Source organism: Blastococcus sp. SYSU DS0669 (assembly GCF_054050895.1).
In genome coordinates this window covers 61,688-84,739 of record NZ_JBJHAE010000007.1, presented here as the reverse complement: position 1 = coordinate 84,739, position 23,052 = coordinate 61,688, and the positions used below count along the sequence as shown (strand labels likewise).

Annotated in this window: 17 protein-coding genes; 11 read left to right on the top strand and 6 right to left on the bottom strand. The window is 73.3% G+C overall.

All coding sequences use genetic code 11. From position 1 onward, the window contains the following. On the bottom strand, window positions 1-972 hold the full coding sequence (locus ACI792_RS10010) for a quinone oxidoreductase family protein (protein ID WP_456602469.1): 972 nt from the start codon (window positions 970-972) through the stop codon (window positions 1-3). A 317-nt stretch (window positions 973-1,289) separates the two neighbouring features. On the opposite strand from ACI792_RS10010, the gene ACI792_RS10005 reads away from it, so the two are divergent. Next, entirely contained in the window at window positions 1,290-2,108 is an 819-nt protein-coding gene (locus tag ACI792_RS10005; RefSeq protein WP_456602468.1) for a hypothetical protein, read from the top strand. A gap of 12 nt (window positions 2,109-2,120) precedes the next feature. On the opposite strand, the gene ACI792_RS10000 is transcribed toward ACI792_RS10005, so the two are convergent. Both ACI792_RS10000 and ACI792_RS09995 read right to left on the bottom strand, forming a co-directional pair. After that, window positions 2,121-3,857, bottom strand: a complete 1,737-nt coding sequence (locus ACI792_RS10000; protein ID WP_456602467.1) for a DUF429 domain-containing protein — start codon at window positions 3,855-3,857, stop codon at window positions 2,121-2,123. A gap of 228 nt (window positions 3,858-4,085) precedes the next feature. Further along, a complete protein-coding gene (locus tag ACI792_RS09995) occupies window positions 4,086-4,241 on the bottom strand; it encodes a Zn-dependent oxidoreductase (RefSeq protein WP_456602466.1) in 156 nt (51 codons plus the stop codon). 399 nt (window positions 4,242-4,640) lie between these two features. Between ACI792_RS09995 and ACI792_RS09990 the strand changes: the two genes are divergently transcribed. The 4 genes from ACI792_RS09990 to ACI792_RS09975 all read left to right on the top strand — a co-directional run bounded on the left by ACI792_RS09990 (window position 4,641) and on the right by ACI792_RS09975 (window position 8,834). Continuing rightward, entirely contained in the window at window positions 4,641-5,309 is a 669-nt protein-coding gene (locus ACI792_RS09990; protein WP_456602465.1) for a threonine/serine exporter family protein, read from the top strand. Then, window positions 5,287-6,798, top strand: coding sequence for an amidase (locus tag ACI792_RS09985; RefSeq protein WP_456602464.1), 1,512 nt, complete (start codon window positions 5,287-5,289; stop codon window positions 6,796-6,798). The genes ACI792_RS09990 and ACI792_RS09985 overlap by 23 nt, the downstream gene beginning before the upstream one ends. A 597-nt stretch (window positions 6,799-7,395) precedes the next feature. Then, window positions 7,396-7,998 (top strand): DUF1326 domain-containing protein, encoded by a 603-nt coding sequence (locus ACI792_RS09980; protein ID WP_456580541.1) that lies wholly within the window; start codon window positions 7,396-7,398, stop codon window positions 7,996-7,998. Between the two features lie 5 nt (window positions 7,999-8,003). Next, entirely contained in the window at window positions 8,004-8,834 is an 831-nt protein-coding gene (locus ACI792_RS09975) for a DUF2182 domain-containing protein (RefSeq protein WP_456602463.1), read from the top strand. A 346-nt stretch (window positions 8,835-9,180) separates the two neighbouring features. Here ACI792_RS09975 and ACI792_RS09970 read toward each other — a convergent pair whose 3' ends face one another. After that, on the bottom strand, window positions 9,181-9,978 hold the full coding sequence (locus ACI792_RS09970; RefSeq protein WP_456602462.1) for a MerR family transcriptional regulator: 798 nt from the start codon (window positions 9,976-9,978) through the stop codon (window positions 9,181-9,183). Between the two features lie 78 nt (window positions 9,979-10,056). Here ACI792_RS09970 and ACI792_RS09965 point away from each other — a divergent pair, with 78 nt between their 5' ends. From ACI792_RS09965 to ngg, 4 genes are all read left to right on the top strand, one after another. After that, a complete protein-coding gene (locus tag ACI792_RS09965) occupies window positions 10,057-10,410 on the top strand; it encodes a nuclear transport factor 2 family protein (protein ID WP_456602461.1) in 354 nt (117 codons plus the stop codon). Window positions 10,411-10,769: 359 nt separating this feature from the next. Then, window positions 10,770-13,481 carry an ATP-binding protein gene (locus ACI792_RS09960; RefSeq protein ID WP_456602460.1) on the top strand — a complete coding sequence of 904 codons (2,712 nt, stop codon included), beginning with the start codon at window positions 10,770-10,772 and terminating at the stop codon, window positions 13,479-13,481. Window positions 13,482-13,614: 133 nt separating this feature from the next. Beyond that, window positions 13,615-14,364 carry an alpha/beta fold hydrolase gene (locus ACI792_RS09955; protein ID WP_456602459.1) on the top strand — a complete coding sequence of 250 codons (750 nt, stop codon included), beginning with the start codon at window positions 13,615-13,617 and terminating at the stop codon, window positions 14,362-14,364. Between the two features lie 588 nt (window positions 14,365-14,952). Next, the gene (gene ngg, locus ACI792_RS09950; RefSeq protein WP_456602458.1) at window positions 14,953-16,701 is read left to right on the top strand and encodes an N-acetylglutaminylglutamine synthetase; all 1,749 of its coding nucleotides are present in this window, start codon (window positions 14,953-14,955) and stop codon (window positions 16,699-16,701) included. Window positions 16,702-16,801: 100 nt separating this feature from the next. Here the strand turns inward: ngg and ACI792_RS09945 are convergent, their stop codons facing one another. Beyond that, window positions 16,802-17,557: a hypothetical protein gene (locus ACI792_RS09945; protein WP_456580546.1), complete on the bottom strand. Its 756-nt coding sequence runs from the start codon at window positions 17,555-17,557 to the stop codon at window positions 16,802-16,804. A 157-nt stretch (window positions 17,558-17,714) separates the two neighbouring features. On the opposite strand from ACI792_RS09945, the gene ACI792_RS09940 reads away from it, so the two are divergent. Together ACI792_RS09940 and ACI792_RS09935 are read left to right on the top strand one after the other, a co-directional pair. Next, window positions 17,715-19,778, top strand: a complete 2,064-nt coding sequence (locus ACI792_RS09940) for a sensor histidine kinase (RefSeq protein ID WP_456602457.1) — start codon at window positions 17,715-17,717, stop codon at window positions 19,776-19,778. Continuing rightward, on the top strand, window positions 19,775-20,431 hold the full coding sequence (locus ACI792_RS09935; protein ID WP_456602456.1) for a response regulator: 657 nt from the start codon (window positions 19,775-19,777) through the stop codon (window positions 20,429-20,431). The genes ACI792_RS09940 and ACI792_RS09935 overlap by 4 nt, the downstream gene beginning before the upstream one ends. Window positions 20,432-20,519: 88 nt before the next feature. On the opposite strand, the gene ACI792_RS09930 is transcribed toward ACI792_RS09935, so the two are convergent. Beyond that, window positions 20,520-23,048 (bottom strand): HAD-IC family P-type ATPase, encoded by a 2,529-nt coding sequence (locus ACI792_RS09930; protein WP_456602455.1) that lies wholly within the window; start codon window positions 23,046-23,048, stop codon window positions 20,520-20,522. Window positions 23,049-23,052 lie beyond the last annotated feature (4 nt).

Below are 23,052 nucleotides of genomic sequence, written 5' to 3'. Positions count from 1 at the left end.
TTACCGGGCGGGGTCGAGGACGAGCTTGCCGGTGGTGCGGCGGGCGAGCAGGTCCTGGTGGGCGTCGGCGACGGCGGAGAGCGGGTAGCGGCCGCCGACGACGGGCTTCAGCTCACCGGCGTCGACCATGGCCAGCAGGTCGGTCATGGCGGCGTCCATCATCTGCGGGCGGGCCATGCAGTGCGCCAGCCAGAAGCCGATGACCGCGCGGCTCTTCTGCATCAGGATGCCGGGCGGGACGGCGTGGGTCTGCTGCCGCGCGGCCATGCCGTACGTGACCAGCCGGCCGAACGGCGCGAGCGCCGACAGGGAGCCGCTGAACACGTTGCCGCCGGTCATCTCCAGCACGATGTCGACCGGCTTGCCGCCGTTGGCCTCGCGGAGGGCGCCGGTGAAGGCCTTCGGGTCGTCGTCGGCGAGCGCCGGGTCGACGGTCGCGTGCGCGCCGAGCTCCTCGGCGAGCTGCCGCTTCTCCGGGCTGGAGGCGGTGGCGATCACCCGGCCGGCGCCCCAGCGGCGGGCCAGCTGGACGGCGAGCGAGCCGACCCCACCGGCGCCGGCGATGACGACGACGGTCTCGCCCTCGGCGAGGTGCGCGCTGGTGCGCAGGAGGTGCCAGGCGGTCGAGCCCTGGAGGACGACGGCGAGGGCCTGCTCGTCGCTCACGCCGTCGGGCACGGCCCAGGTGAGGAAGTCGTGGGCCACGACCTTCTCGGCGTAGCCGCCGCCGTCGAGCAGGCCGACGACCCGCTGCCCGCCGCCGACCGGGGTGCCGACGAACTCCGCACCCGGGATCAGCGGCAGCTTCTGCTCGGCGAGGTAGCTGTTCTCGATCTGGTGGGTGTCGGCGTAGTTCACCCCCGCCGTCGAGACGTCGTAGACCTTCTGACCCGGACCGGCCTCCGGCTCGGGGATATCGACGACGTCGAGGACCTCGGGACCGCCGAAGCGGGTGATCTGCACAGCACGCATGCCCCGAGGCTAGGCAAGGGCCCTGGGGCGTGTCGCCGCCGGCCACCCGCAGCGGCGGTCATGCTGGTCGACGGACGAGCCACCCACGGCGGAAGGCAGGAATGCGCGCAGGAGAACCGGGCCGGGCGCACCGCGTCGCGTCGGCCTGCTGTCTCGCGGTGGTGCTGGTCGTCGGTGCGTGGGCCCGGCCCGAGAACCGAACCCGCACTGCCGTCCCACCGGTCGACGGCGCAGAGGGCGGGCCGCCAGAGGTGGGGCCGGAGCGCCCGGCGCCGCGGTCGGTGCGAGCCCAGCTCGCTGAGCAGCTGCGCGATCCCGTGACGGGCAACATGTGGCTGGTCGGCCTGGGCCTCGGGGCGGCGTTCGGGCTCGCGGTCGCCTACGGCCGCTTCGCACCGCCGCTGCGTCCCGGCGTGGCGACTGCCGTCATCGCAGTCGCCGTCGTAGGTGTCCCGACCGCCGCGTCGGCGCTCTACCGGCACGTGTTCCTCCGGCGGAACGTCTACGGCCTCGTCAACCTGGCCGGTGTCTTCGCCACGACGGCGAACGCGTTCCTCGTCGGGGCGCTCGGGGATCCCGGCGTCGACGGTGGCTGGTTCGTCGCACCGCTCGTCTGGGCGCTCGCCCTCACGGTGGCGTTCGACGCCCGCACCCGGCGGAGCCACCGCCTCGCGGACATGAGCGCCGGTGACCAGATCAGCGCGATAGCCTTCTGGCTGCTCTCGTTCCTCGGCGTCGCCCAGTCACAGCACCTCTTCCGCGAACCCGGGTGGGAGTCCGCGCTCACGGTGTTCCTGTGCGCCGTCCTCTTCGGGTGGCTGACCGTGCTGGTCTGCCGGACGTCGTTGCACTTCGGTTTCGTGGTGCGCAGGGACATGGACGAGATCGTGCGGGCCCGTCCTCGGCCGCTGCCGCGCTGGGGCCGGTGGTACGCGGGGCGCTTCCAGAGCACGTTCACGGACCCGTCGACATGCTTCGCGGTGGCGACCAGCCTGGTGTCCGGTGTGCTCCTCGTGCCCACCGGCTCGCCGTGGGGACGCATCGCGCCCTTCCTTGCGGTCGCCGCCGTCCTGCTCGTCCCGCTCTGGCCGTTCGCGCGCGCGAGGGCGTCGGCGCGCACGGCGACCAGCTCGTAGAGGACGGCGCCATCAGCCGACGGTGAGGCGCTGCAGCCGGGTGGTCAGCGCGGACCGCCGGTCGGCGTTGCCGTGCAGGTCCACGTACCGCTGCCCGAAGCCGGCCAGCAGCGTGTCGTCCAGCCGGCGCACGGCGCCCGGGGGATAGCGGTAGTCCATCCGGGCGGTGATGCCGCTGTCGTCGACACCGCGCAGCACCTCACCCAGCTCCACCAGGCTGGTCACGCCCAGTTCGAGCAGCAGGCCGGAGATCCAGGTGTAGTGGTCCGGGCGCGACCAGCCGGCGTCGGCGTACTGCCCGGCCAGGAAGGCAGCCAGTTCCCGGGGCGCGATCCGAGGGTCGTCGGGGTCGATGTCGTCGGCCTCGTCGCTGGGAACCGGTGCCCGGAGGCGTTCGCGGATCGCGGTGAACTGCTGATCGGCCAGCTCCAGCAACCCGGCGGCCAGGGTGAACCGGCGGTCGAACTCGGGAGCGTGCTCGTCCGGCACCGTGCCCTTGTAGCGGATGTCGTGCTCGAACTCGGCCCACGCGTGCTGCAGGACCGTGCGCACCTGCACCTGCACCACGCGCCCGACCAGCTCTGGCAGCTCGTCCGCCCGGCCCGGGTCCACGCCGATCAGCAGGTGCCGGCTGGAGTAGCCGAACCGGCCCTGCTGCGCGGTCCGCCGACCCATGTCGAGGTCGTCGATCACCTGCACCTGCGCGGCCAGCAGCTCGGCGACCGCCTCCACGTCGCTCTGCACGTAGGTGATCACCCGCACGCCGATCTGGTCGGTGATCTCCCGTGCCGGGTCCGGGTAGGCAGGCACACCGTCGACCGTGCGGGCCGCCTTCTCCGCGAACGAGGCGATGCTCTTGGTCCGCCCGGTCACCGACAGGTAGTTGATCCCGGCGTCGTCGAGCACCCCGGTGACGAGCGCGAGCGCCTGCGCGCCGGCGACCAGGGTCTCGGGCCGGCCGTCGGCGTACGCCTGGATGGCTTGCTGCACCGGGTCGGCCGGGGGTGCGGCGACCCGGGGGCCGGGCTGCAGGTCCGGCGGCAGGGTCGGGGTCACGATGGCGCCGCCGGCCGCGTCGCCGTAGGTGGTCACCTCGTCCGGGCGCCGGGCGGCGATCCATCCCACGTAGGCGCACACCACGGCGTCCACCTGGTCCTCCGCCGCCCGCAACTCGCTCTTGCGGGTGGCGGCCTGCACCTGCCGGCGCAGCGCGGCGAACGGTGCGCCGAGGTCGAGCTCGGCCACCGCGGCCAGCAGATCGATGAGCAGCAGCAGCTCTGCGCGCATCTGCTCGAGCATCCGGCCGGGCTTGTTCTTGTACTTCAGCGTGCGGCCCAGCCGGAACAGCGCCACCGTCGCCGCGTGCGGGTAGACCTCGATCGCCCGGCGGTCGCGGCCCGAGCGGGGGTCGAGGTCCAGCTTCAAGCGCCGGCCGATCCGCCCGCCGCGGGTGTCACCATCGGTGAACTCGGGTTTGCCGGTGTTCGTCGGGTGCGCTCCGGCTTCGAACCTCGCGAAGTCGGCGTTGAGCGCCCGCTCGGCGGCCCGGTTCCCGCTGGCGTTGGTGACCACCAGCGGGGCGTCGATCGCCACAATGCACGGGCCGGCGGTGAACGGGGCCAGCGCGGTCTCGATCTCCTCGTCGGTGCGCACCGCGCTGACGTGCACCAGCCGGCCGGCGTCGTCCAGCACGGCGAGGCCGGTGGGTTGCTTGAGCCCCCAGGCGAGGTCGATCCCGATGTGGTGCACGAGGTCAGCATGCCCGGCCCCGCAGCTGGTCGGGGCTCGTCCCGTGAGATCTGCCTGGCGTGTGCGCGTCACGATCTGCCCGAGATCCCTCGGCTGAGCGCCGTTCCACTGGCCGGCTGTTCACCGGGTGGACGAACCGCGGGGACATGGACCAGTTGCGCGTAAGCGTGACGACACGGAGTCGCCGCATGCGCGGCTCCCCGAGACGCCCGCCCGCGAGCCGTGAGGTCAGTTGCGAGACAGCCGGTGGTGGGTGTCGGCGTAGTTCACGCCAGCGGTGGAGACGTCGTAGACCTTCTGGCCGGGGCCGGCCTCCGGCTCGGGGACGTCGACGACGTCGAGGACCTCGGGACCGCCGAAGCGGGTGATCTGCACGGCACGCATGAGCAGCAGGACAGGGCCTCGCCAACGTCGCGCGGGTCGCAGTCCTGACGAGTACGGCCGCGCGGTCGGCCGAGCCGAGGACAACCGACCCGTCTCCGTGAGCCCGCCGCCCCTCGCTCAGGTGACCGGCCGGACACCTGGTCGCGCACGCTCATGGGGTCGCGGTGATGCGCCGAACGGGAACCCGGGTGGGCCGGGCTCCCGACAGCTCGTCGCCCCCGTCCTTCGCGCGCTGGACGTCCCCATGGGACGCGGGCGCCGCCGGAAGTGAGGGGAACCGCGCCTTGGTGTCATTCAGGCGTTATGCGGGCGTGACGCCCTCCTCGCCGTGTGGGAGGTCGAGGTCCGCACGTCGTTGGTCGTCGCCGGGATCGTGGTGCTCCTGGCAGGTCTCCCTTTGTGGGCGCTGCTGAGGGCGCGATCAGCGGCTTTCCCCTCACCGCCGCGGCGCGGGCCCTCGACGTGCTCACCTCGACGACCGGCATCGTCGTTGGCGTCGCCGGAGTTCTGCACCACGGGCATCGGGCGCAGGTCCCGCTGAGCGCGCTAGACCCGTCCACCTTCACCGTGCCGTTCGCCGTGGCGTCGGCCGCCGCAGCTGGGATGGTCGGGGTCTGGGCGGTGGCGTCACATGCCCGCCCGCTTGCCGTCGGAGTGGCCACGGTGGCCGGCGCGCTGGCGTGGACGACGTCGTCCACGGCTGCCGCGTTGAGTGCCGGCCCAGCAGTGGCGAGTGCGACGGCGGCCGTGGTCGTCGGGTCCTGCGGTGAGGCGCTGTCCGATCGGCTGCGGATCCCGCCCCTGCTCGTCGCGGTCTGCGGCATCGTCCCGTTGCTGCCCGGGCTCGCCATCTACCGGGGCCTCTTCGCGGTCGTCGTGGGGGCCGCGACGATCGGGCTGGCCTCGCCGCCTGCGTCGTGCTGGGCAGGTACGTCGGCCGGCCGCTGGGCGGCAGAGCCGGGGCTCGTCTCCCTGGATCGAGGATCTGGGGTGAGGCGGCCCGACCGCCGGGGCCCTAGCATCGAGCGCACCGCCTGCTCCGACCGTGGAGGAATCAGTGCTGGATGACGCCGACTTCGCCTATGTCAGTGCGACGGAGCTCGCCCGGCGCGTCCGGGACCGAGAGGTGTCACCGACGGAGCTCGTCGATGCCTGCGCCGCCCGGATCGAGGAGCGCAACCCCAGCCTGAACGCCTTCGTCTTCACCGACGTCGACGGCGCCCGGGGGGCCGCCCGGGAGGCGGAGAGGGCGCTCGCCGACGGCTCGGAGATCGGCCCGCTGCACGGCGTACCCACCGCGATCAAGGACCTGTTCGACTTCAAGCCCGGCTGGCCGGCCACCTTCGGCGGCGTCCGCGCGCTGGCCGACTTCTCCCTCGACGCCTACTGCATCTTCGCAGAGCGCGTCGAGAGGGCCGGCGCAATCATCGTCGGCAAGACCAACTCGCCGGTCATGGGCTTCCGGGGCACCTGCGACAACCCGTTGTTCGGGGCGACCGCCAACCCCTTCGACACCTCCCGGAACCCCGGGGGGTCCTCCGGTGGCAGCGCCGCAGCCGTGGCCGACGGGCTCGTGCCGTTCGCCGAGGGAACGGACGGTGGCGGATCGATCCGGATCCCCGCCGCCTGGTGCGGGCTGTACGGGTACAAGGCGTCGTTCGGGCGAGTTCCCTCGGTCGTCCGGCCGAACGCGTTCGGCAGCACGATGCCCTTCCTCTTCGAGGGACCCCTGACGCGCACCGTCGAGGACGCCGCCTTGGTGCTCGACGTGCTGTCGGGCTACCACCCGGGCGACGTGTTCAGCATCGACGGCCAACCGCACGAGTTCACCCGCGATGTGCGCCGGGACATCTCCGGCATGCGGATCGCCTATACCCCTGACTTCGGGGTCTTTCCCGTCGACCGACGTATCCGCGAGACGGTCGGCCAGGCGGTTCAGGCCTTCCGTGACGCCGGGGCCGTCGTGGAGGAGATCGACCTGACGCTGCCCTATGGCCAGCGCGAGCTCAGCGACCTGTGGTGCCGGCAGATCATGCTGGTCAACGTGGGCGCCTTCGAGAACATGAAGAAGAACGGTCTGGACCTGCTCGGCGAGCACCGCGACGACTTCCCTGACGGTTACCTGCGCTGGGCCGACCACGTGTACGGGATGACGATCAGCGAGCTCGACCAGGACTACGTGATGCGCTCCGCGGTCTACGACACCGTCCAGGCGGTGTACGCCGACTTCGACCTGCTGGTCACCCCCACCCTCAGCGCCATGCCGGTCCTCAACTCCGAGGTTCCAGGCACGACTGTTGGGCCGAGCGAGGTCGAAGGTGTCGAGGTCGACCCCTACATCGGCTGGTGCCCGACGTACCTGACCAACTTCACCGGTCACCCGGCCGCATCGATCCCGGCCGGGCTGGTCGACGGGCTGCCCGTGGGCATGCAGATCCAGGGACGTCGGTACGCCGACAGCGACGTGCTCGCCGCCAGCGGCACCTTCGAGTCGCTGCGTCCCTGGGCCGACAGCTACCACGCACCGCGCGATCGCGCCCTGGGACCCTCGGCCTGACCTCCACGTCCGTCTCCGGCTCCACGCTCGGCCCATTCACTGGACTTGAGCGATGCGGTTGGTAGGTCTCGGGGCAGGAAGCCGGCAACGCACGGATCGTCGCTCCGGGCCCGGGTTCGTCGGGGATCTCCGGTCCGCAGGGACGGTGCTGTGTGTGGCATCCGGCCGGACTGCCGTGTCGCGTGGATTGGTGTACCTCGTCCGTGTGCTGGCCTGCGTGTTGCTGACCATGCCGTCTGCAGGGCGGGCCGGTCGATCACCTCGTTCCCGTCGGTGGGCCTGGTGTTCCCCACTCCAGCAGTGAGGTCAGTTGCAGAACAGTCGGTGGTGGGTGTCGGCGAAGTTGACTCCTGCCGAGCTCACTCGTAGAGCTGCTGACCAGGCCCTGGCGTGTGGTCAGGCAGTCGGCGATGTCGAGGAGCTCGCGGCCGCCGAAGCGGGTGATCTGCACGGCACGCATGCAGGGAGGCCAGGGCGTGGCTCGTCGACCACCCGAGCCGGGATGACGGACGAGAAGTGGGCGGTCCGCTCCCGACGTGGTTGACCGGCCAGTCATGGGGGTCCGAGACTGGCCACCTCCTGTGGAGGGAGCCGGAGATGTCATGGAACGTCAAAGGCAGCTACGCCGAGACGTGCTCGTGCGAGCTGATGTGCCCCTGCAACCTCTCCTTCGACCACGGCGCCACCTACGACTACTGCCGCGCGACCCTGGCTTTCGACATCCGCGAGGGCGAGGTCGAGGGCACCGATGTCCGGGGCCGTCGTGTCGTGGCGATCATCGACACCCCGAAGGTCATGACCGACGGTGGCTGGCGTCTCGGCGTGTTCGTCGACGACCAGGCCGACGACGACCAGTTCGACAAGCTGGTCAAGGTCTTCGGCGGGCAGCTCGGCGGCCCGATGGCCGCGCTGGCTCCTCTCGTCGGCGAGATCGTCGGTGTCGAGCGGGCGGAGATCGAGATCGGCCACGAGGGGCTGCTGCACCGCGTCCGGGTCGGCGACGTGATCGAGTTCCAGGTCGAGGACATCGTGCCGTTCGGCAAGGAAGACGGGCAGCCGGTCCGGTTCGACGGGATGTTCCATCCGGCCGGGGCGAACCTGACCATGGCCGAGGCGCGGAGCTCGCGGATCGACGCCTTCGGGATCAGGTACGAGGGCAAGACCGGCCTGTCGACCTCCGACTTCTCCTGGGCCGCCTGACCGCCATGAGCGCGCCCACCCGGGAACGGCTCACCGCTGGCGGGGGGATGGGGCCCGCCTTCGCCGCCGTGCGGGTGCGGCTCGTCCTGGTCGCCGCGCTCGTCATCCTGGCCGGCGCTGGGTGGTGGTGGACCGCCGACCAGATGCGGGGCATGGACGAGGGGCCCTGGACCGGCCTGGGAACGCTCGGGTGGTTCCTGGGGGTCTGGGTCCTGATGATGGCGGCGATGATGTTCCCGTCGGTCGCACCGACGATCGCCCTGTACTCGCGCATGACCAGGCAGCGGTCTCCACTCCGACCGCTGCTCTTCGCCGGGGGCTATCTGGCCACGTGGGCCGGCGCCGGACTGTTCGCCTTCGCGCTCGCCGGGATCCTCGGCCGGGTGCCGGGTGACATTCTCGGCTGGGATCGGGCGGGCCGATGGATCGCGGGTGGCACGCTGGTCGTCGCGGCGGTGTACGAGCTGACCCCGTTGAAGGACGTCTGTCTCGGCAAGTGCCGCAGCCCGCTCGGGTTTCTGCTCGGCTCGTGGCGGGACGGTCGCCGGGGTGCGTTCCTGATGGGCGCGAAGAACGGTGCCTGGTGCGTCGGCTGTTGCTGGGCACTCATGGCCTCGCTGTTCGCCCTGGGCGTCATGAGCATCATGTGGATGGCGTTCGTCGCCGGGTTGATCGCGGTCGAGAAGACCCTGCCGTGGCGCAGGATCGCGACGTACGGGACAGCGGCGGTGCTGCTCGCGCTCGGCCTGCTGCTGTTCGTCGCCCCGGAAGCCATCCCGGCCCTCACGGTCCCCGGGGCGGGGGAGATGGACACGATGAGTCCGATGAACTCCTGAGGGGGCGGGAGGCCAGTCGCCGACTCGCACGACTGGGCGTGGTGGGTGACGGCGAAGGTGCTGCCGGCGGCCGGGACGTCGTAGAGCTGCTGATCTGCCGGCCGCAGGCTCGGGGACGTCGACGACGTCGGGACCTCGGGCACGCCGAAGCGGGTGATCTGGACTGGGTTCATGGGCGACGCCGGAGGATCACCCGAGGACGTCGGGATACCGTCGATGCCAGCGGCCGGGCCACCGCAGCGTCCTGGTGGCGCCGTCCTGAGTCGAGCTCCAGCCTGTCCGGGCCGCGGCCGCAAAAGAAGAGTCGGCGTCGTCGCACGTTCGCCGTACGGGCCGGGCCGACCGTTCATCGCGGGGCCATCCGGAAGACCGGCCAGCCGATCTCCGTGCGCCAGGCAGCCGGGTCGGCGGTGTCTCGTGGGCCGACCAGATACGTCTCCCGTACGGGCCCGGCGACGGCCAGCGCGTTGCTCACCACCCAGGTGCCGAGTTCGCCGTAGGTGACGTCGATGTCGTCGTGCTCGCCGACGTGGGTGGTCACGGCGAGCTCGACGGCGGGCAGGGTGACCGGGTGCACCCGGCCGTTGCGCGGCGGTTCCGCCGTCGGCCGGTACACGAGAACGTGCCCCCGGCCGTCCTCGAACAAGGCGTTGTCGTACAGCCCGCCCGGAGCACCGGTCGGCCGGCGAACCACGGCGTCCAGCTCGGCCATGGCGCCGGCGTACCAGCCGAGCACCTCCTCGTACGCCACGTCGTCCTCGACCGCTGCCACCGTCGTCGCCGGAACCGTGCGGAGCTCGACGTCCAACGGGGCCGGCTCCGGTCGGAGCAGCCGGCGCAGCGACACGACCGTGGCGCGAGTCCGTTCCAGCTCCGTCTCGAGTCGCTGAAGATGGTCGGCGACGAGGCCGGCACGGGTGCCCGGGTCGGGGGAGCGCAGGATGCGCTGGACGTCGGACAGCGGGAGGTCGAGCTGCCGCAGCCGGTGGATGACCTGGGCGATCGGGATCTGATCCGCGCCGTAGTAGCGGTATCCGGTCGTGGCGTCCACCGCCGCGGGCTCGAGCAGGCCGGCGTCGTGATAGCGGCGCAGGGTGCGCACGCTGAGGTGGGTCAGCCGCGAGAACTCCCCGATCGCCAGCATGGGTGAACTGTGCACCCTCTCCCCGGGGGAGAGTCCAGCGCTTGACCTTCCCTCATCGGACGGCCGCACCGTGGGGCCATGACCACACCGACCAGCATCCAGTCCGACCAGCTCCCGGCCACGATCCGCAGCTACCTGGCTGCGCACGATGACGGCGACGCGGACACCGCGCTCCGCGCCTTCACGCCCACCGCTGTGGTCGTCGACGACGGCGTCACCTACCGCGGGACCGAGGAGATCCGCCGCTTCCTGGCCAAGGCCGGGGCCGAGTTCACGTACACGAGCGCCCTCGTCGCCGCGGAGCGCACCGACGACGCGTACTGGGTCGCCATCAAGCACCTGGAGGGCAACTTTCCCGGTGGGGTCATCGACCTGCGCTACCGCTTCACGATGGACGGCGACCTCGTGGCGGACCTCGTCATCGCGCCGTGACCACGGTGGCCTCGTCGTCGTCGGTCTGCGCCGGAACGGGCCGCGCTGCGTGCGCCGGATGACGTCGACGACGACTCAGCTGACGGAGGTGCGTGGCCCGGCGCCCGGCGAGCATCCGGGCATGGCTGCAGACCAGGACGACCCGGCGACGCCATCGCAGAGCAGGGAGTCGGCTCCGCTCAACGTCGTCCGCCAGCTCGCCGCGAAGCGACGGCAGATCCACGACTGCGACAACTGCCTCGCCGTACCGCGAACCGGAGAGGTCGTCCCGGCCCCTTACCGGGAACGTCCCGCCGCACTAGTTTGCCGTCGTCGAGGGCGGCGCGGATCGCGCGGCAGCCGAACGGTGGTGAGCGTTGATGGGCGCGAACATGGCGACAGCCGGCCTGGTGGGCCGGGACGCGGAGATCGAGGCGCTCGACCGGCTGCTCCGCGGCCTGCCGTACCGCGGCGCCGCCGTCCTCGTCCGCGGGGAGGCCGGGATCGGCAAGTCCGCCTTGCTCCGCCACGTGTGCGAAGCCGCGGCCCACAGCGGGCTGCGGGTGCTCGCCACCACCGGCGTGGAGTCCGAGACGACCTTGCCGTTCGCCGCCCTCCACCAGCTGGTCCGGTCCCTGCTCGGTCGTCTCTCCGCGTTGCCCGCCCCACAGCGGCGCGCGCTGAAGGCGGCGTTCGGCATGACCGACGACGCTGCACCGGAGCTCTTCCTGATCGGTCTGGCGGCCCTGACCCTGATCAGCGACAGCGCCGCGGACCAGCCCCTCGTGCTCGTCGTCGACGACGCGCACTGGCTCGACCGGCCCAGCGCCGACGTCCTCGGTTTCGTCGCACGGCGGCTGGAGTCCGAGGCGGTGGTGATGGTGGCGGCCCAGCGCGACGGCTTCCCGCCCGTCCTCTCCGGTGCGGCGCTGGAGGAGCACCACCTGGAACGCCTGGACCGTCGCTCCGCCGAGGACGTGCTGGCGCGTCGGGCACCCCAGCTCGATCCGGCCGGCCGCCGGCGCCTGTTGGCAGCGGCCGCGGGCAATCCGCTCGCGCTGGCCGAGCTGCCCCTGGGAGGCGCGCGGGACGACTGGGCACCCCTGACGCTGCCCGCGCGACTGGAGCAGGCGTTCGCGGCCCGACTCCCCGGGTTGGCCGACGCGACCCGGGACCTGCTGCTGGTCGCTGCCCTGGATGATGAGGGCGACCTGGGGGAGGCCCTGGTCGCGGCGTCCGCACTCCGCGGCGCCGAGGTCACCGCGGAGGCACTGGCCCCGGCCGTCGATGTGGGGTTGGTCGCCGCGGACGGCGGGAAGCTGGTCTTCCGTCATCCGCTGGTCCGCCACGCGATCCGGCAGCGAGCCACCCTCGCCGAGCGGCAGCGCGCGCACATCGCGCTGGCCGGGACGCTGCGCGGCGCCGACCGGCAGATCTGGCACCGGGCGGCCGCCGCCGATGCGCCGGACGACGCGGTCGCCGCCGAACTCGAGGACGCTGCGGCCCGCGCCCAGCGCCGGGGTGGCGTGGCGGCGGCCCAGGCGGCGATCGAGCGCGCCGCCCGACTGACCGCTGACCCGGCGGAGCGGGCGCGGCGCTTCTTGCGAGCGGCCGAGCTGGCCTTCGAGTGGGGGCGTCCCGACGTCGTCGACCGCCTCCTGCGCGAGACGGCGGGCCTCGACGTTCCCGCCCGGGAGCGGGCCCGCATGACGGTGATCCGGGACGGGTTCGAGGAGGGCGTCCACGACGTCCGGGCGGGCACCCGGATGCTGACCGAGGTCGCCGCCACGGCCGCGGCCGACGGCCGGGCCGACCAGGCGCTGAGGTTCCTCCGGGCCGCGGCGCTGCGGTGCTGGTGGGCCGAGCCGGGCGCCGAGGCGCGGGACCACCTGCTGGAGGTCGTCGAGCAGACGCTCGACGCGGAAGACGTGCTCGTGCTCGAGGTGCTCTCCTACGTGGCGCCGTTCGACCGGGGGGCGATGCTCCACGCACGGCTGCGGGCCGTGTCCGACGGTCCGCTCGACACGGCGCGGGCGCAGGCCGCCGGCGAGGCGGCCAGCGTCGTGGGTGACTTCCCGCTCGCCGTCGAGTTCCTGACGTCGGCGGTGACCGGCCTCCGGGGCGACGGCCGGCTCGGGCTGCTGGGCCGGGCCCTGGCCGTGCAGGCGTGGAGCGCGCTCAACGTCGGGCGGTTCGACCTGGCGGCCACGGCCGCCGACGAGGCCGCCCGGCTCGCCGCGGACTCCGCCCAGCCGCTGATGGGAGCCGTCGCCCAGGTGGTCCGGTCGGTCGTCTCCGCTGTCTGCGGTGGCGAGGACGTCGAGGAACGCCTCACCGCCGCGGCCCGGCTCGGCCTGCAGGTCGACTCCAACGCCGTCCTGGCGGGTGTGCAGCTCGCCCGGGGCATGGTCACGCTCAGCCAGGGGCGGCACCAGGCCGCCTGGGACCACCTCGTCCGCCTCTCCGACCCCGCCGACCCTGGCCACCACCCCGTGGTGCGCAGCTTCGCCGTCGGCGACCTGGTGGAGGCCGCCGTCCACAGCGGGCACCGCGCCGAGGTCGAGCCGGTACTGACCGACCTCGAGGCGCTCGCAGCGCGCACGCCCTCACCGGTGCTCCACATCGGGCTGCGCTACGGCCGAGCACTCCTGGCCCCTGACGACGAGGCCGAGGAGCTGTTCGCGGCGGCCCTGGCGGCCGACCTGGGCTCTTGGCCCTTCCCCCGTGCCCGCCTGCAGCTGGCCCACGGGGCCTGGCTGCGGCGGTGCCGGCGGGCGGCGGAGTCCCGGGCCCCGCTGCGGGCCGCGCGGGACACCTTCGATGCCGTGGGAGCAGCTGCCTGGGGCGACCGGGCCCGGCAGGAACTGCGGGCCTCGGGGGAGCAGAGCAGGCCGCGCACCCCGGAGGCGCGCGAGCAGCTGAGCCCGCAGGAACTGCTGATCGCGCAGCTGGCCGCGGAGGGCCTGACCAACCGGGAGATCGGCGCGCGGCTGTACCTCTCGCACCGGACGGTCGGCACGCACCTGCACCGGATCTTCCCTAAGCTGGGGATCACGTCGCGCGTCGCCCTGCGCGCCGCCATCGGTCCGTGACCGGCTGGTCCACCGTCGGCACGACGGTCATCTGACGTACGCGACGAGGGGGCCTGGCTTCCTACGGTCGATCCATCAGCGCTGACGCGGCCGAACCGGTCGTCCCGGTCGCTGCGGATCGAGAGGAACGACGATGACCATCGACACCGACGCGGGCACGACGGCCCAGGAGAAGCCGACCGTGGTCCTCGTGCACGGCGCGTTCGCCGAATCGGCCAGCTGGAACGGGGTGATCGAGCAGCTCAGGAGCGACGGCTACCCGGTCATCGCTGCGGCCAACCCGCTCCGGGGCCTGCGCGACGACGCCGACCAGCTGCGCAGCGTCCTGGACCGGGTGCGCGGCCCGATCGTGGTGGCCGGTCATTCCTACGGCGGCTCGGTGATGAGCGTGGCCGCCGACGGGCACCCCGGCGTCCGGGCGCTCGTCTACGTGGGCAGCTTCCTGCTGGAGGAAGGGGAGAGCACCGGTGAGCTGGCGGGGAAGTTCCCCGGCAACGAGCTGGGGTCCGCGCTAGAGCCCGTTCCCGTCCGCGACGGGAACGGCGGCACGGTGACCGACCTGTACATCCAGCCGGGCAAGTTCCGGCAGGTGTTCGCCGCCGATGTTCCGCCGGAGGTCGCCGAGCTGATGGTCGCGACGCAGCGGCCCATCACCAGCGAGGCGCTGGAGGAGAAGGCGACGGCGGCGGCCTGGCGGACGATCCCGTCCTGGACCTTGGTCACGCGGCAGGACCTCGCCGTTCCGGCCGAGGCGCAGATCTTCATGGCCCAGCGGGCGCAGTCCACGGCCGTCGAGGTCGACGCCTCCCACGCCGTCGCCGTGTCCCGGCCCGGCGCGGTCGCCGACCTCATCGTCGAGGCCGCCCGCGCGACAGCCGGCTGAGACCCGCCCGCAACCGTCCCGCCCGCTCCGGGCCCCAGCTGACGGAGCGGGCTCGGCGCGGTCGGGAACGCTGCGCCATCCAGCCGTGAGTAGGCCGGAGCGACATGCAGGTCCTCGACCGGATCGGCATCTACCCCTTCGCGGATCCCGGGTGGGCTGATGGTGATCGGCCGCGACTACGACGGGGTGGGGTCCCGTTCGTGGCGGTGGTCACCGCGCTGGGCGGCGAACCGCTCAGTACGTGCGGTGGTGGGTGCCGGCGGAGTCGATGTCGGCGGCGGGGACGTCGCAGAGCTGCTGACCTGGACCCGCCTCCGGCTCGGGGGGCCGACGACGCCGAGGACCCTCGGTCCCCGGGAACGGGTTCCGGATGGCCACGCATGCGCCCACGGGGTCTCGCGGCCCCTACCGGGGGCACAGTGCCGGAACGCGCCCGGGTGGAAAGAGCCGCACCGGGAGCGGCCCCCTGACGAGCCGGTTCCTCCGCGCATCGATGACGCGCAGCGGCCAGCGCGGCTCGTCGGTGCAGGACCGAGGGAACGACATGGGCACGGTGCGCGGCCGGAGCGTCTCTCCCGGGACTCCGTCATGGTGATGCGGCCCGAGGTGCGCCGGACAGCGGTCCTGCCGGAGCCGGTGATGACCGGGTCCTGGTGGCGGGAACCGTCGGACCACCAGCTCCGCGGGATGCGGCCCGAATCGACGGTCGACCTGGGTTGGGGCCGTCTGCTGTTCGGCCAGACCTACCCGTCCCTGCGGCGGCTGCTGGAGGAGTCCCGGCGGGAAGAACAGGGGCTGCGGGACATCTGCATCTACCCGCGGGGTCCCCAGGTGCTCGTCGGGCTGGCTCCCGACGAGCTGTTCATCGACCCCTCGTACACGATGCGGCTGGACCTGCACCGGTACCGCCCTCGTCGCGAGCTGGTGCCCGACGTGTTCGTCCGGCTGGCGACGCGCCCCGCGGACCTGTGCGACATCAACCGGCTGCAGGCGGTCAACGGCATGCTCCCGGGCGACGAGCAGGTGATGGAGCGCAACCTCCACGGGCGGGCCGTCACCTACCTCGTCGCCGAGGACCGTCACACGGGCCGTCTCGTCGGAACGGTCACCGGCGTCGACCACCTGGCCGCGTTCGGGGATCCGGAAGGCGGCAGCAGTCTCTGGTGCCTGGCCGTGGACCGGGCGGGCGCGCCTGCGGGGACCGGGGAGGCGCTGGTCCGCGTGCTCGCCGAGCGCTACGCCGCGCGCGGTCGCGCCTACCTCGACCTCTCGGTGCTGCACGACAACGACGGGGCGATCGGCCTCTACCGCAAGCTCGGGTTCCGGCAGACGTCCGCGGTCTGCGTCAAGCGCAAGAGCCGGTTCAACGCGCCGTTGTTCGTCGGCGAGCCGCCGGAGCTCGACCAGCTGAACCCGTACGCCCGCATCCTGGCCGACGAGGCGCTCCGTCGGGGCATCCGCGTGGACGTCACCGACGCCGCCTTCGGCGAGCTGCAGCTGACCCTCGGCATGCGCAGCGTGTGCACCCGCGAGTCCCTGTCCGAGCTCACCACCGCGGTCGCCATGAGCCGGTGCGACGACAAGCGGGTCACCCGCCGCATCGTGCACCGGGCCGGGGTGCGGGTCGCCGCAGCGGCCGAGGCGCGCGACGGCGACCTGGGGCCCGCGGCGGAGCTCCTGGAACGCTGCGCGGAGGTCGTCGTCAAACCCGCCCGTGGGGAGCAGGGCAAGGGCATCACGGTGGGCGTCCGGGAGCGCGGGCACCTCGAGCAGGCGGTGGCGCTGGCGCTCCGGCACTGCCCCGACGTGCTCGTCGAGGAGTGCGTCCCCGGCGCCGACCTCCGGGTCGTGGTCATCGACCACGAGGTCGTCGCCGCGGCAGTCCGGCGCCCGGCGCAGGTGGTGGGGCACGGCGAGCGGGACGTCACGGCACTGATCCAGGCGGCCAGCCGACGGCGGGAGCGGGCGACGGGAGGGGAGTCGCGCATCCCCCTCGACGAGACCACCCGTGCCGACGTCCGCGCGGCCGGCTGGGGGATGGACGACGTCCCGCCCGCGGGACTGCGGGTCCAGGTGCGCCGCACGGCGAACCTGCACACCGGCGGGACGATCGAGGACGTGACCGACCGGTTGCACCCCCGGATCGCCGCAGCCGCCACGCGCGCCAGCCGCGCCATCGGCATCCCCGTGACCGGCCTGGACTTCCTCGTCCCCGACCTCGACGGGCCCGAGCACGTGTTCATCGAGGCCAACGAACGGCCGGGCCTGGCCAACCACGAGCCCCGGCCCACCGCGGAACGGTTCATCGACCTGCTGTTCCCGGAGACGCGCCGCTGAGGGCGGGCACGACGAGCGGGACGGCGTCCCCACGGCCGGTGACCGTGGGGACGCCTCCTGCCTGGCACCGCCGCCCCGCGACGGAGGACGGCCGGCTCCGTCAGCCCCGGGTCGCGAGGGCCAGCCGTGCGAGCGGGACGAGTGCGGCGCCCTGCACGACGGCCCCGGTGACGCTGACGGCGTTCGGGAACTCGCCGCTGGCGAGCACGAACCCGACGACGGTCACCGCCGCCGGCCACCAGCCGATCGCGCGACGGGAGCGGTGCATGGCGACGGCGAGCGCCACGGTGCCCACGATGGCGCAGACGAGCAGCCACCCGACCGGGTCGATGATCGCCCCTTGCAGCCGGACGAAGGCAGCGACCCCGCCCGGCCGGACGGCGCCGTCCTCGACCATGGCGAGCGCGGCCAGCCGGAGCCCGACGAACGCGCCCCCACCGACCGCCCCCAGGGCCAGCAGCGCCGCGGACAGCGCGGAGGCGATCGGCGAGGTGCGCCGGAGGACCACCGCGGCGAGCGCGCCGACGGCCACCATCGTGGTCATCGCGAGCGCGTAGGCGAGCGTCGAGGCGACCATCGCGCCGCTGTCGGCGGCGACGGCGGTCAGGTACACCTCGGCGTCCTGGCGCGGTAGCCCGGCGCTGTTGAGCGCGTACTGCGCGGCCATGGCGACCGGCGACACCAGCGCGGCGCCGGCCAGGGCGGCCCGCCGCCATCCCCGGGCGCGGTGGGTGGGTGCGGCCGGCGCGGCGTCCCGGGTGCTGGCGCCGGTGACGACCGCCTGGTCCGGTGCGCTGAGCTCCGAGCCCATCCGGATCTCGGTCGTCGGTGCGGGGGTGCTGACGTGCTGGGTCATGGCGAACTCTCCAGGTCGTCTCGACGGCGGGGGTGCCGTGCGAGCTGCCGGAAGGCTCCGGGCCGCGACGTCCTGCCGTCATCGGACGCCGGTCCCGATCGGGTGCAGGACCGCCGTCCCTCCCACTCGGGACGCCCTCTGCTGAGAACATCCCGGCATGCACCCGCGCTCCGCGTCCGGTGATCGCCGCCGGCACCCGTGGCACCGCCTGGCCACCGCCGGCGGTGCGGCGTGCGTCGCGCTGGCGGCGGCCACCCTGGTGCTGCAGCTGCTGCCGGCTGACGGGCCGGACTACCCAGCCGGGGGTGCGCTGCGCGGGGTCCTGGCCGGGATCGCCTACGGCGCCCTCGGCGCCGTCGTCGCGGCCCGCCTGCCGCGCACGCCGGTCGGCTGGCTGATGGTCGTCGTGGGCCTGAGCAACGCCGTGTCGTCGTTCAGCGGCTCGCTGGCGCACCTGCTGCTCACCGGCACCCCCGGGGACCAGGTGGGCGCGCTGCTGTACTGGGTCGCCGGCTTCACCTGGGTGCCGGGCTACACGCTGGTGCCCTCGGTGCTCCTGCTCTTCTTGCCCACCGGATCCCTGCCGTCACCGCGCTGGCGATGGGTGGCGGGCGTGTCGGTCCTCGCCACGGTCACAGCCACCGTGGCGTGGGCGGTGACGCCCTACGACCAGCGCGACATCCCACCCCCCGTGTTCTACGGCGAGCTCGACCACCCGGTGGCCGTCGACGGCGCCTGGACCGTCGTGAGCGCCACCCTGCCCGTCGTGGTGCTCGCCGCGCTGCTCGGGATCGCCTCGCTCGTGCTGCGCCTGCGCCGGGCGTCGGGGCAGGAGCGCGACCACGTGGTCCTCGTGGCCGCCGGCGCCGTGGCGACGCTGGCGCTGCTGGTGGCGGGCTGGTTCCTGCCGGTCGCCTCGGCCGCCTTCGTCGCGGCGGCCATGGTGCCGCTCCCGGCCGCCATCACCTACGCCATGGTCCGCCGCCGGCTGTGGGACCTCGACGTCGTGGTCAACCGGGCGCTGGTCTACGGAGCGCTCTCCGTGCTGACGCTGGCCGCGTACGGCGGCCTCCTGGCAGTGCTCACCGGGCTGGCGCAGCGGGTGACGGAGGACTGGGACCTCCTCCTGTTCGTGCTCGCCGCGATGGTGGTGCAGCCGCTCAAGGACCGCGTGCAGCGGACCGTGAACCGGCTGCTCTACGGCCAGGCCGACGAGCCGCACGCGGGCGTGTCCCGGCTGGCGGAACGGCTGGCGTCCGCCAGTTCACCGAGCGCCGTGCTCCCGACGGTGGTGGACGTGGTGGCGCGGACCCTGCGGCTCCCGTACGCCGAACTGCGCGTCGCCCACCACGGCGTGGTGGTGCACGGACGCCGCGACCCGCGGGCGGAGACGCTCACCGTGCCGCTCGTCTACTCCGGCCGCTCGGTGGGGGAGCTCGTGGTCGCCGTGCCACCCGGTGGCCTCGGTGAGCGCGGGCGCAGGTTGCTGGAGGAGCTGGCCCGCCACACCGCCGTGGCGGCGCACGCCACCGCGCTCCAGGCGGAGCTGCACCGCTCCCGCGAGCACATCGTGACCTCGCGCGAGGAGGAGCGCCGGCGGCTGCGCCACGACCTGCATGACGACCTCGGCCCCGGCTTGGCCGCCACCGCCATGCAACTGGACGTCGCCGCCGACCTCGTGCACACCGACCCCGACCGCGCCGCCGCGGTTCTCGAGGCCGCTGCCGGATACCTGCGGGACAGCGTCTCCGGCGTCCGGCGCATCGTCGACGACCTGCGGCCGGCCGCGCTCGACGACCTCGGCCTGGTGTCGGCCGTGCAGGAGATGGCGGAACGCCTGCGCACCGCCGGGGTGGAGGTCACGGTGACGGGGAAAGGACCGCTGACCGGACTGTCGGCGGCGGCCGAGGTCGCGGCGTACCGGATCACCGCGGAGGCGCTGGCGAACGTGGCAAAACATTCGGGGGCCCAGCACGTCGACGTGCACCTCGCGCACGAGGACGGGGTGATCACGGTGCGCGTAGCCGACGACGGGATCGGGCTGCCGCGGCAGGCGACGGCCGGGGTGGGGCTCACCTCGATGCACCAGCGGGCCACCGAGCTGGGCGGGACGTGCACCGTCACCGGTGGCAGCGGCGGCACGACGGTCGTCGCGACGCTGCCTGCGGACCACCACCCCACGGCTCCGGTCCCGGAACGGCTCGCGGAGGTCGCGACGTGACCGCGCAGCTCTCCGTCCTCGTGGCCGACGACCACCCGATGTTCCGCGCCGGCATCGCCGCGCTCGTCGACGCGCTGCCGTGGGCCCGCGTGGTGGGGCAGGCGGCCGACGGCGACGAAGCGATCGCGCTGGCCCTCACCGAGCGGCCCGACGTCGTCCTGATGGACCTGCACATGCCGGGCACCAACGGGCTCGAGGCGATCCGGACGCTGGCCAGCGAACTGCCCGCTGCGGCGTGCCTGGTGCTCACGATGGTCGAGAACGACGACACCGTCGCCGCGGCCCTCCGTGCGGGCGCGCGCGGCTACCTGCTGAAGGGGGCGAGCCGGCAGGAGATCACCCGGGCGCTCGAGGCGGTGGGGCACGGCGAGGTGATCCTCGGCGCGGCGGTCGGTCCAGCGGTGCTCACGCGGCTCATGACCCGTACCGAGCGGTTGACGCCGTTCCCGCAGCTGACCGAGCGGGAGCACGAGGTGCTCGACCTGGTCGCCCGCGGGTTGAGCAACGGGGAGATCGCCCGCCGCCTCTACCTGTCGGAGAAGACCGTGCGCAACGTCGTGTCGACGGTGTTAACGAAGCTGCCCGCGGTGTCCCGGCCCCAGGCGATCGCGATGGCTCGTGACGCCGGTCTCGGCGGTGCGGAACTCCCCTGAGAGGCGCGCGGCCCCTTCTTCCCCAGGGCTGGTCGGCCGCCGGAGCGCCTGCCCTGCCGGCCGGCACCTCCAAGTGGCCCGAGGCGGATCAGCGCGGGGCCACGCCGACGCGCGCCAGCCCGAGGGTGCGCTCCAGAACGCGGAACCGGTAGGCCGCGCTCAGGACGGCGAACCAGACCAGCAACGCCGGCAGCACGGTGAAGAACACCGGGTCCGCGGCGCCGGTGAGCCCGAAGTAGTCGCTGACGGCAGGGATGAACAGGCTGCCGGTGAAGACCGCGGCCAGCACGGCGACGAGCACGGCCGGGCGTCTGTCGCCGTCGGGCCGGGTCCACGCCGCGAACAACCGGCTCGGTGGCCGCAGGAACAGGATGAGCAGGAACGCGGCGAAGGAGACGAACGTGGAGAGGGCCGTCTGGGCGCCGATGGTCGCCGCCGCCTCGGCGAACCCGACGTCGTCCGACGAGAGCCCGGTGTAGCGCTCGAACGCGGCGAGCACCTCCTCGGGGGTGCCGGAGCGGCTCAGCCCTTCGAACAGGAACGTGTAGTGGTAGGCGTACAGCGCCACCCCGCCGGCGGCCGTGGTCACCGCCGCGGGGACGACGAACCGCCCCAGGTTCGCCAGCAGGTGCGGGTCGGGTGCGATCGGATGCGCCCACGCCGTCAGGAACAGCGTCGGCACCCCCACGGTGAGCAGGGTCAGCCCGACGTTGGCCGGTGAGTACGGGAAGCCCAGCCCCAGCATGGTGACGGCGAGGATCACCAGACCCTGGGTGCTGACCCGGGCCAGGAACACCTGCATCGAGGTGCCGATGCCGTTGATGATCCGGCGCCCCTCGTGCTGTGCGGGCCGCAGCGCCGCGAGCGAGTCGTCGGTCAGCACGATGTCGGCGACGTCGCGCGCGACGGCGCTGCCGCTCTTCATCGCCACCCCGACGTGGGCCCGCTTGAGGGCGCGGGCGTCGTTGACGCCGTCCCCGATCATGGCGACGTAACGTCCCTGCCGGCGCAGCGACTCGACGAGCCGCTCCTTCTGCTCCGGGGCGATGCGGCCGAAGACCGCCGCCCGCCGGACGACCCGGTCCAGCTCGGGGTCGGACAGACCGTCGAGCTCGGCACCGGCCACCGGGACCCCGGCGTCCAGGCCGGCCTGCCGGGCCAAGGCCGCCACCGTGCGCGGGTCGTCGCCGGAGACGACCTTGAGGTCGATGCCGTCCCGCGCGAACCCCGCGATGGTCTCCGGCACGTCGGGGCGCAGCTCGTCGGCGAGGGAGACGACGGCGACCGGCTCGAGAGCGTGGAGCTGCGGTCGCCCGGCGGGGTCTCGGACAGGGGTGTCCGCGGCGGCGCGGGCGACGACGAGGACCCGGAGCCCCTGCGCGGTCAGGTCGCCCACGGTGTCGGTCAGCGCGGGACCGGAGAGGTGCGGACCCAGCCGGTCGGGCGCGCCCAGCACGTAGAGCCCCTCATCGGTGCGCAGCGCGCTCCACCGCAGGGCCGACGAGAAGGGGATCTCGTCGCGCACCGCCCACCTCTCGCCGGGCAGGGCGCCGGCCAGCGCCGTGGTGGTGAGGTTGGGCGCCGACGTGCTGCGGGCCATGGAGCCGACCAGCAGGCCGGCCGCCTCGGACGTCATCCCGCCGACCGGCTGCACCGCCGCGAGGCCGAGCCGACCGGTCGTCAGCGTGCCGGTCTTGTCCGTGCAGACGACGTCGACGTTGCTGACCGACTCCACGGCGTTCACCTGCTGCACGAGGGCGCCGCGGCCGCTGCTCCTGGCCGCGCCCACGGTGTAGGCGACGGTCACGAGGAAGAACAAGCCGTAGGGGACCAGCCCCGAGAGCACCGCGGTGGTCTGCACGACCCGGACCAGGGAGAACCCTTCGAGCGCCGCCTGGAACAGGATCGTCACGCTCATCAGCGCGACGAGGAGCATCACCAGCCGGACGACGAAGTCGATGCGGTCCTGCAGGGGCGTCCGGTCGGTGCTGGACCGCCGTGCGTCCGCGGTCAGCCGGCTGGCGTAGCTGGCCGCGCCGACGTCCCGCGCCAGCTGGTACCCCTCGCCGCCGACGCAGAAGCTCCCCGACAGGAGGTCGTCACCCGGAACCTTGTGCAGCGGTTCGGACTCCCCGGTCAGCAGTGACTCGTCGACGTCGACCCGGCCGCCGTCGAGCACCCGCCCGTCGACGACGAGCTGGTCGCCGGGGCGCACGTGGACGGCGTCACCGCGGACGACGTCCTCCGGGGCCACCTCGACGTCCCGCCCGTCGCGCACGACGGTGACCCGGCTGCGGTCGAGCAGTTGCAGCCGGTCGAGCTTGCGCCGGGCGCGGATCTCCTGCACGGCGCTGATCGCGGCGTTGAGCAGGCCGAGGCCGACGCTGGTGAAGGCGTCGCTGTAGCGGCCCAGCGCGAGCAGCGCGGCGCCGATGACGAACAGGATGATGTTGAAGAAGGAGAAGACGTTCGTGCGGATGATCCGGGCGTAGCCGCGGGACGAGGCGCTCACGGCGACGTTGCCCTCGCCCCGCCGCCGTCGGGCCTCGGCCTCCCGCTGGGTCAGGCCCAGGGAGACGTCGTCGCCCAGCGCGGAGCCCGACTCCTGCACAGCCATGCGG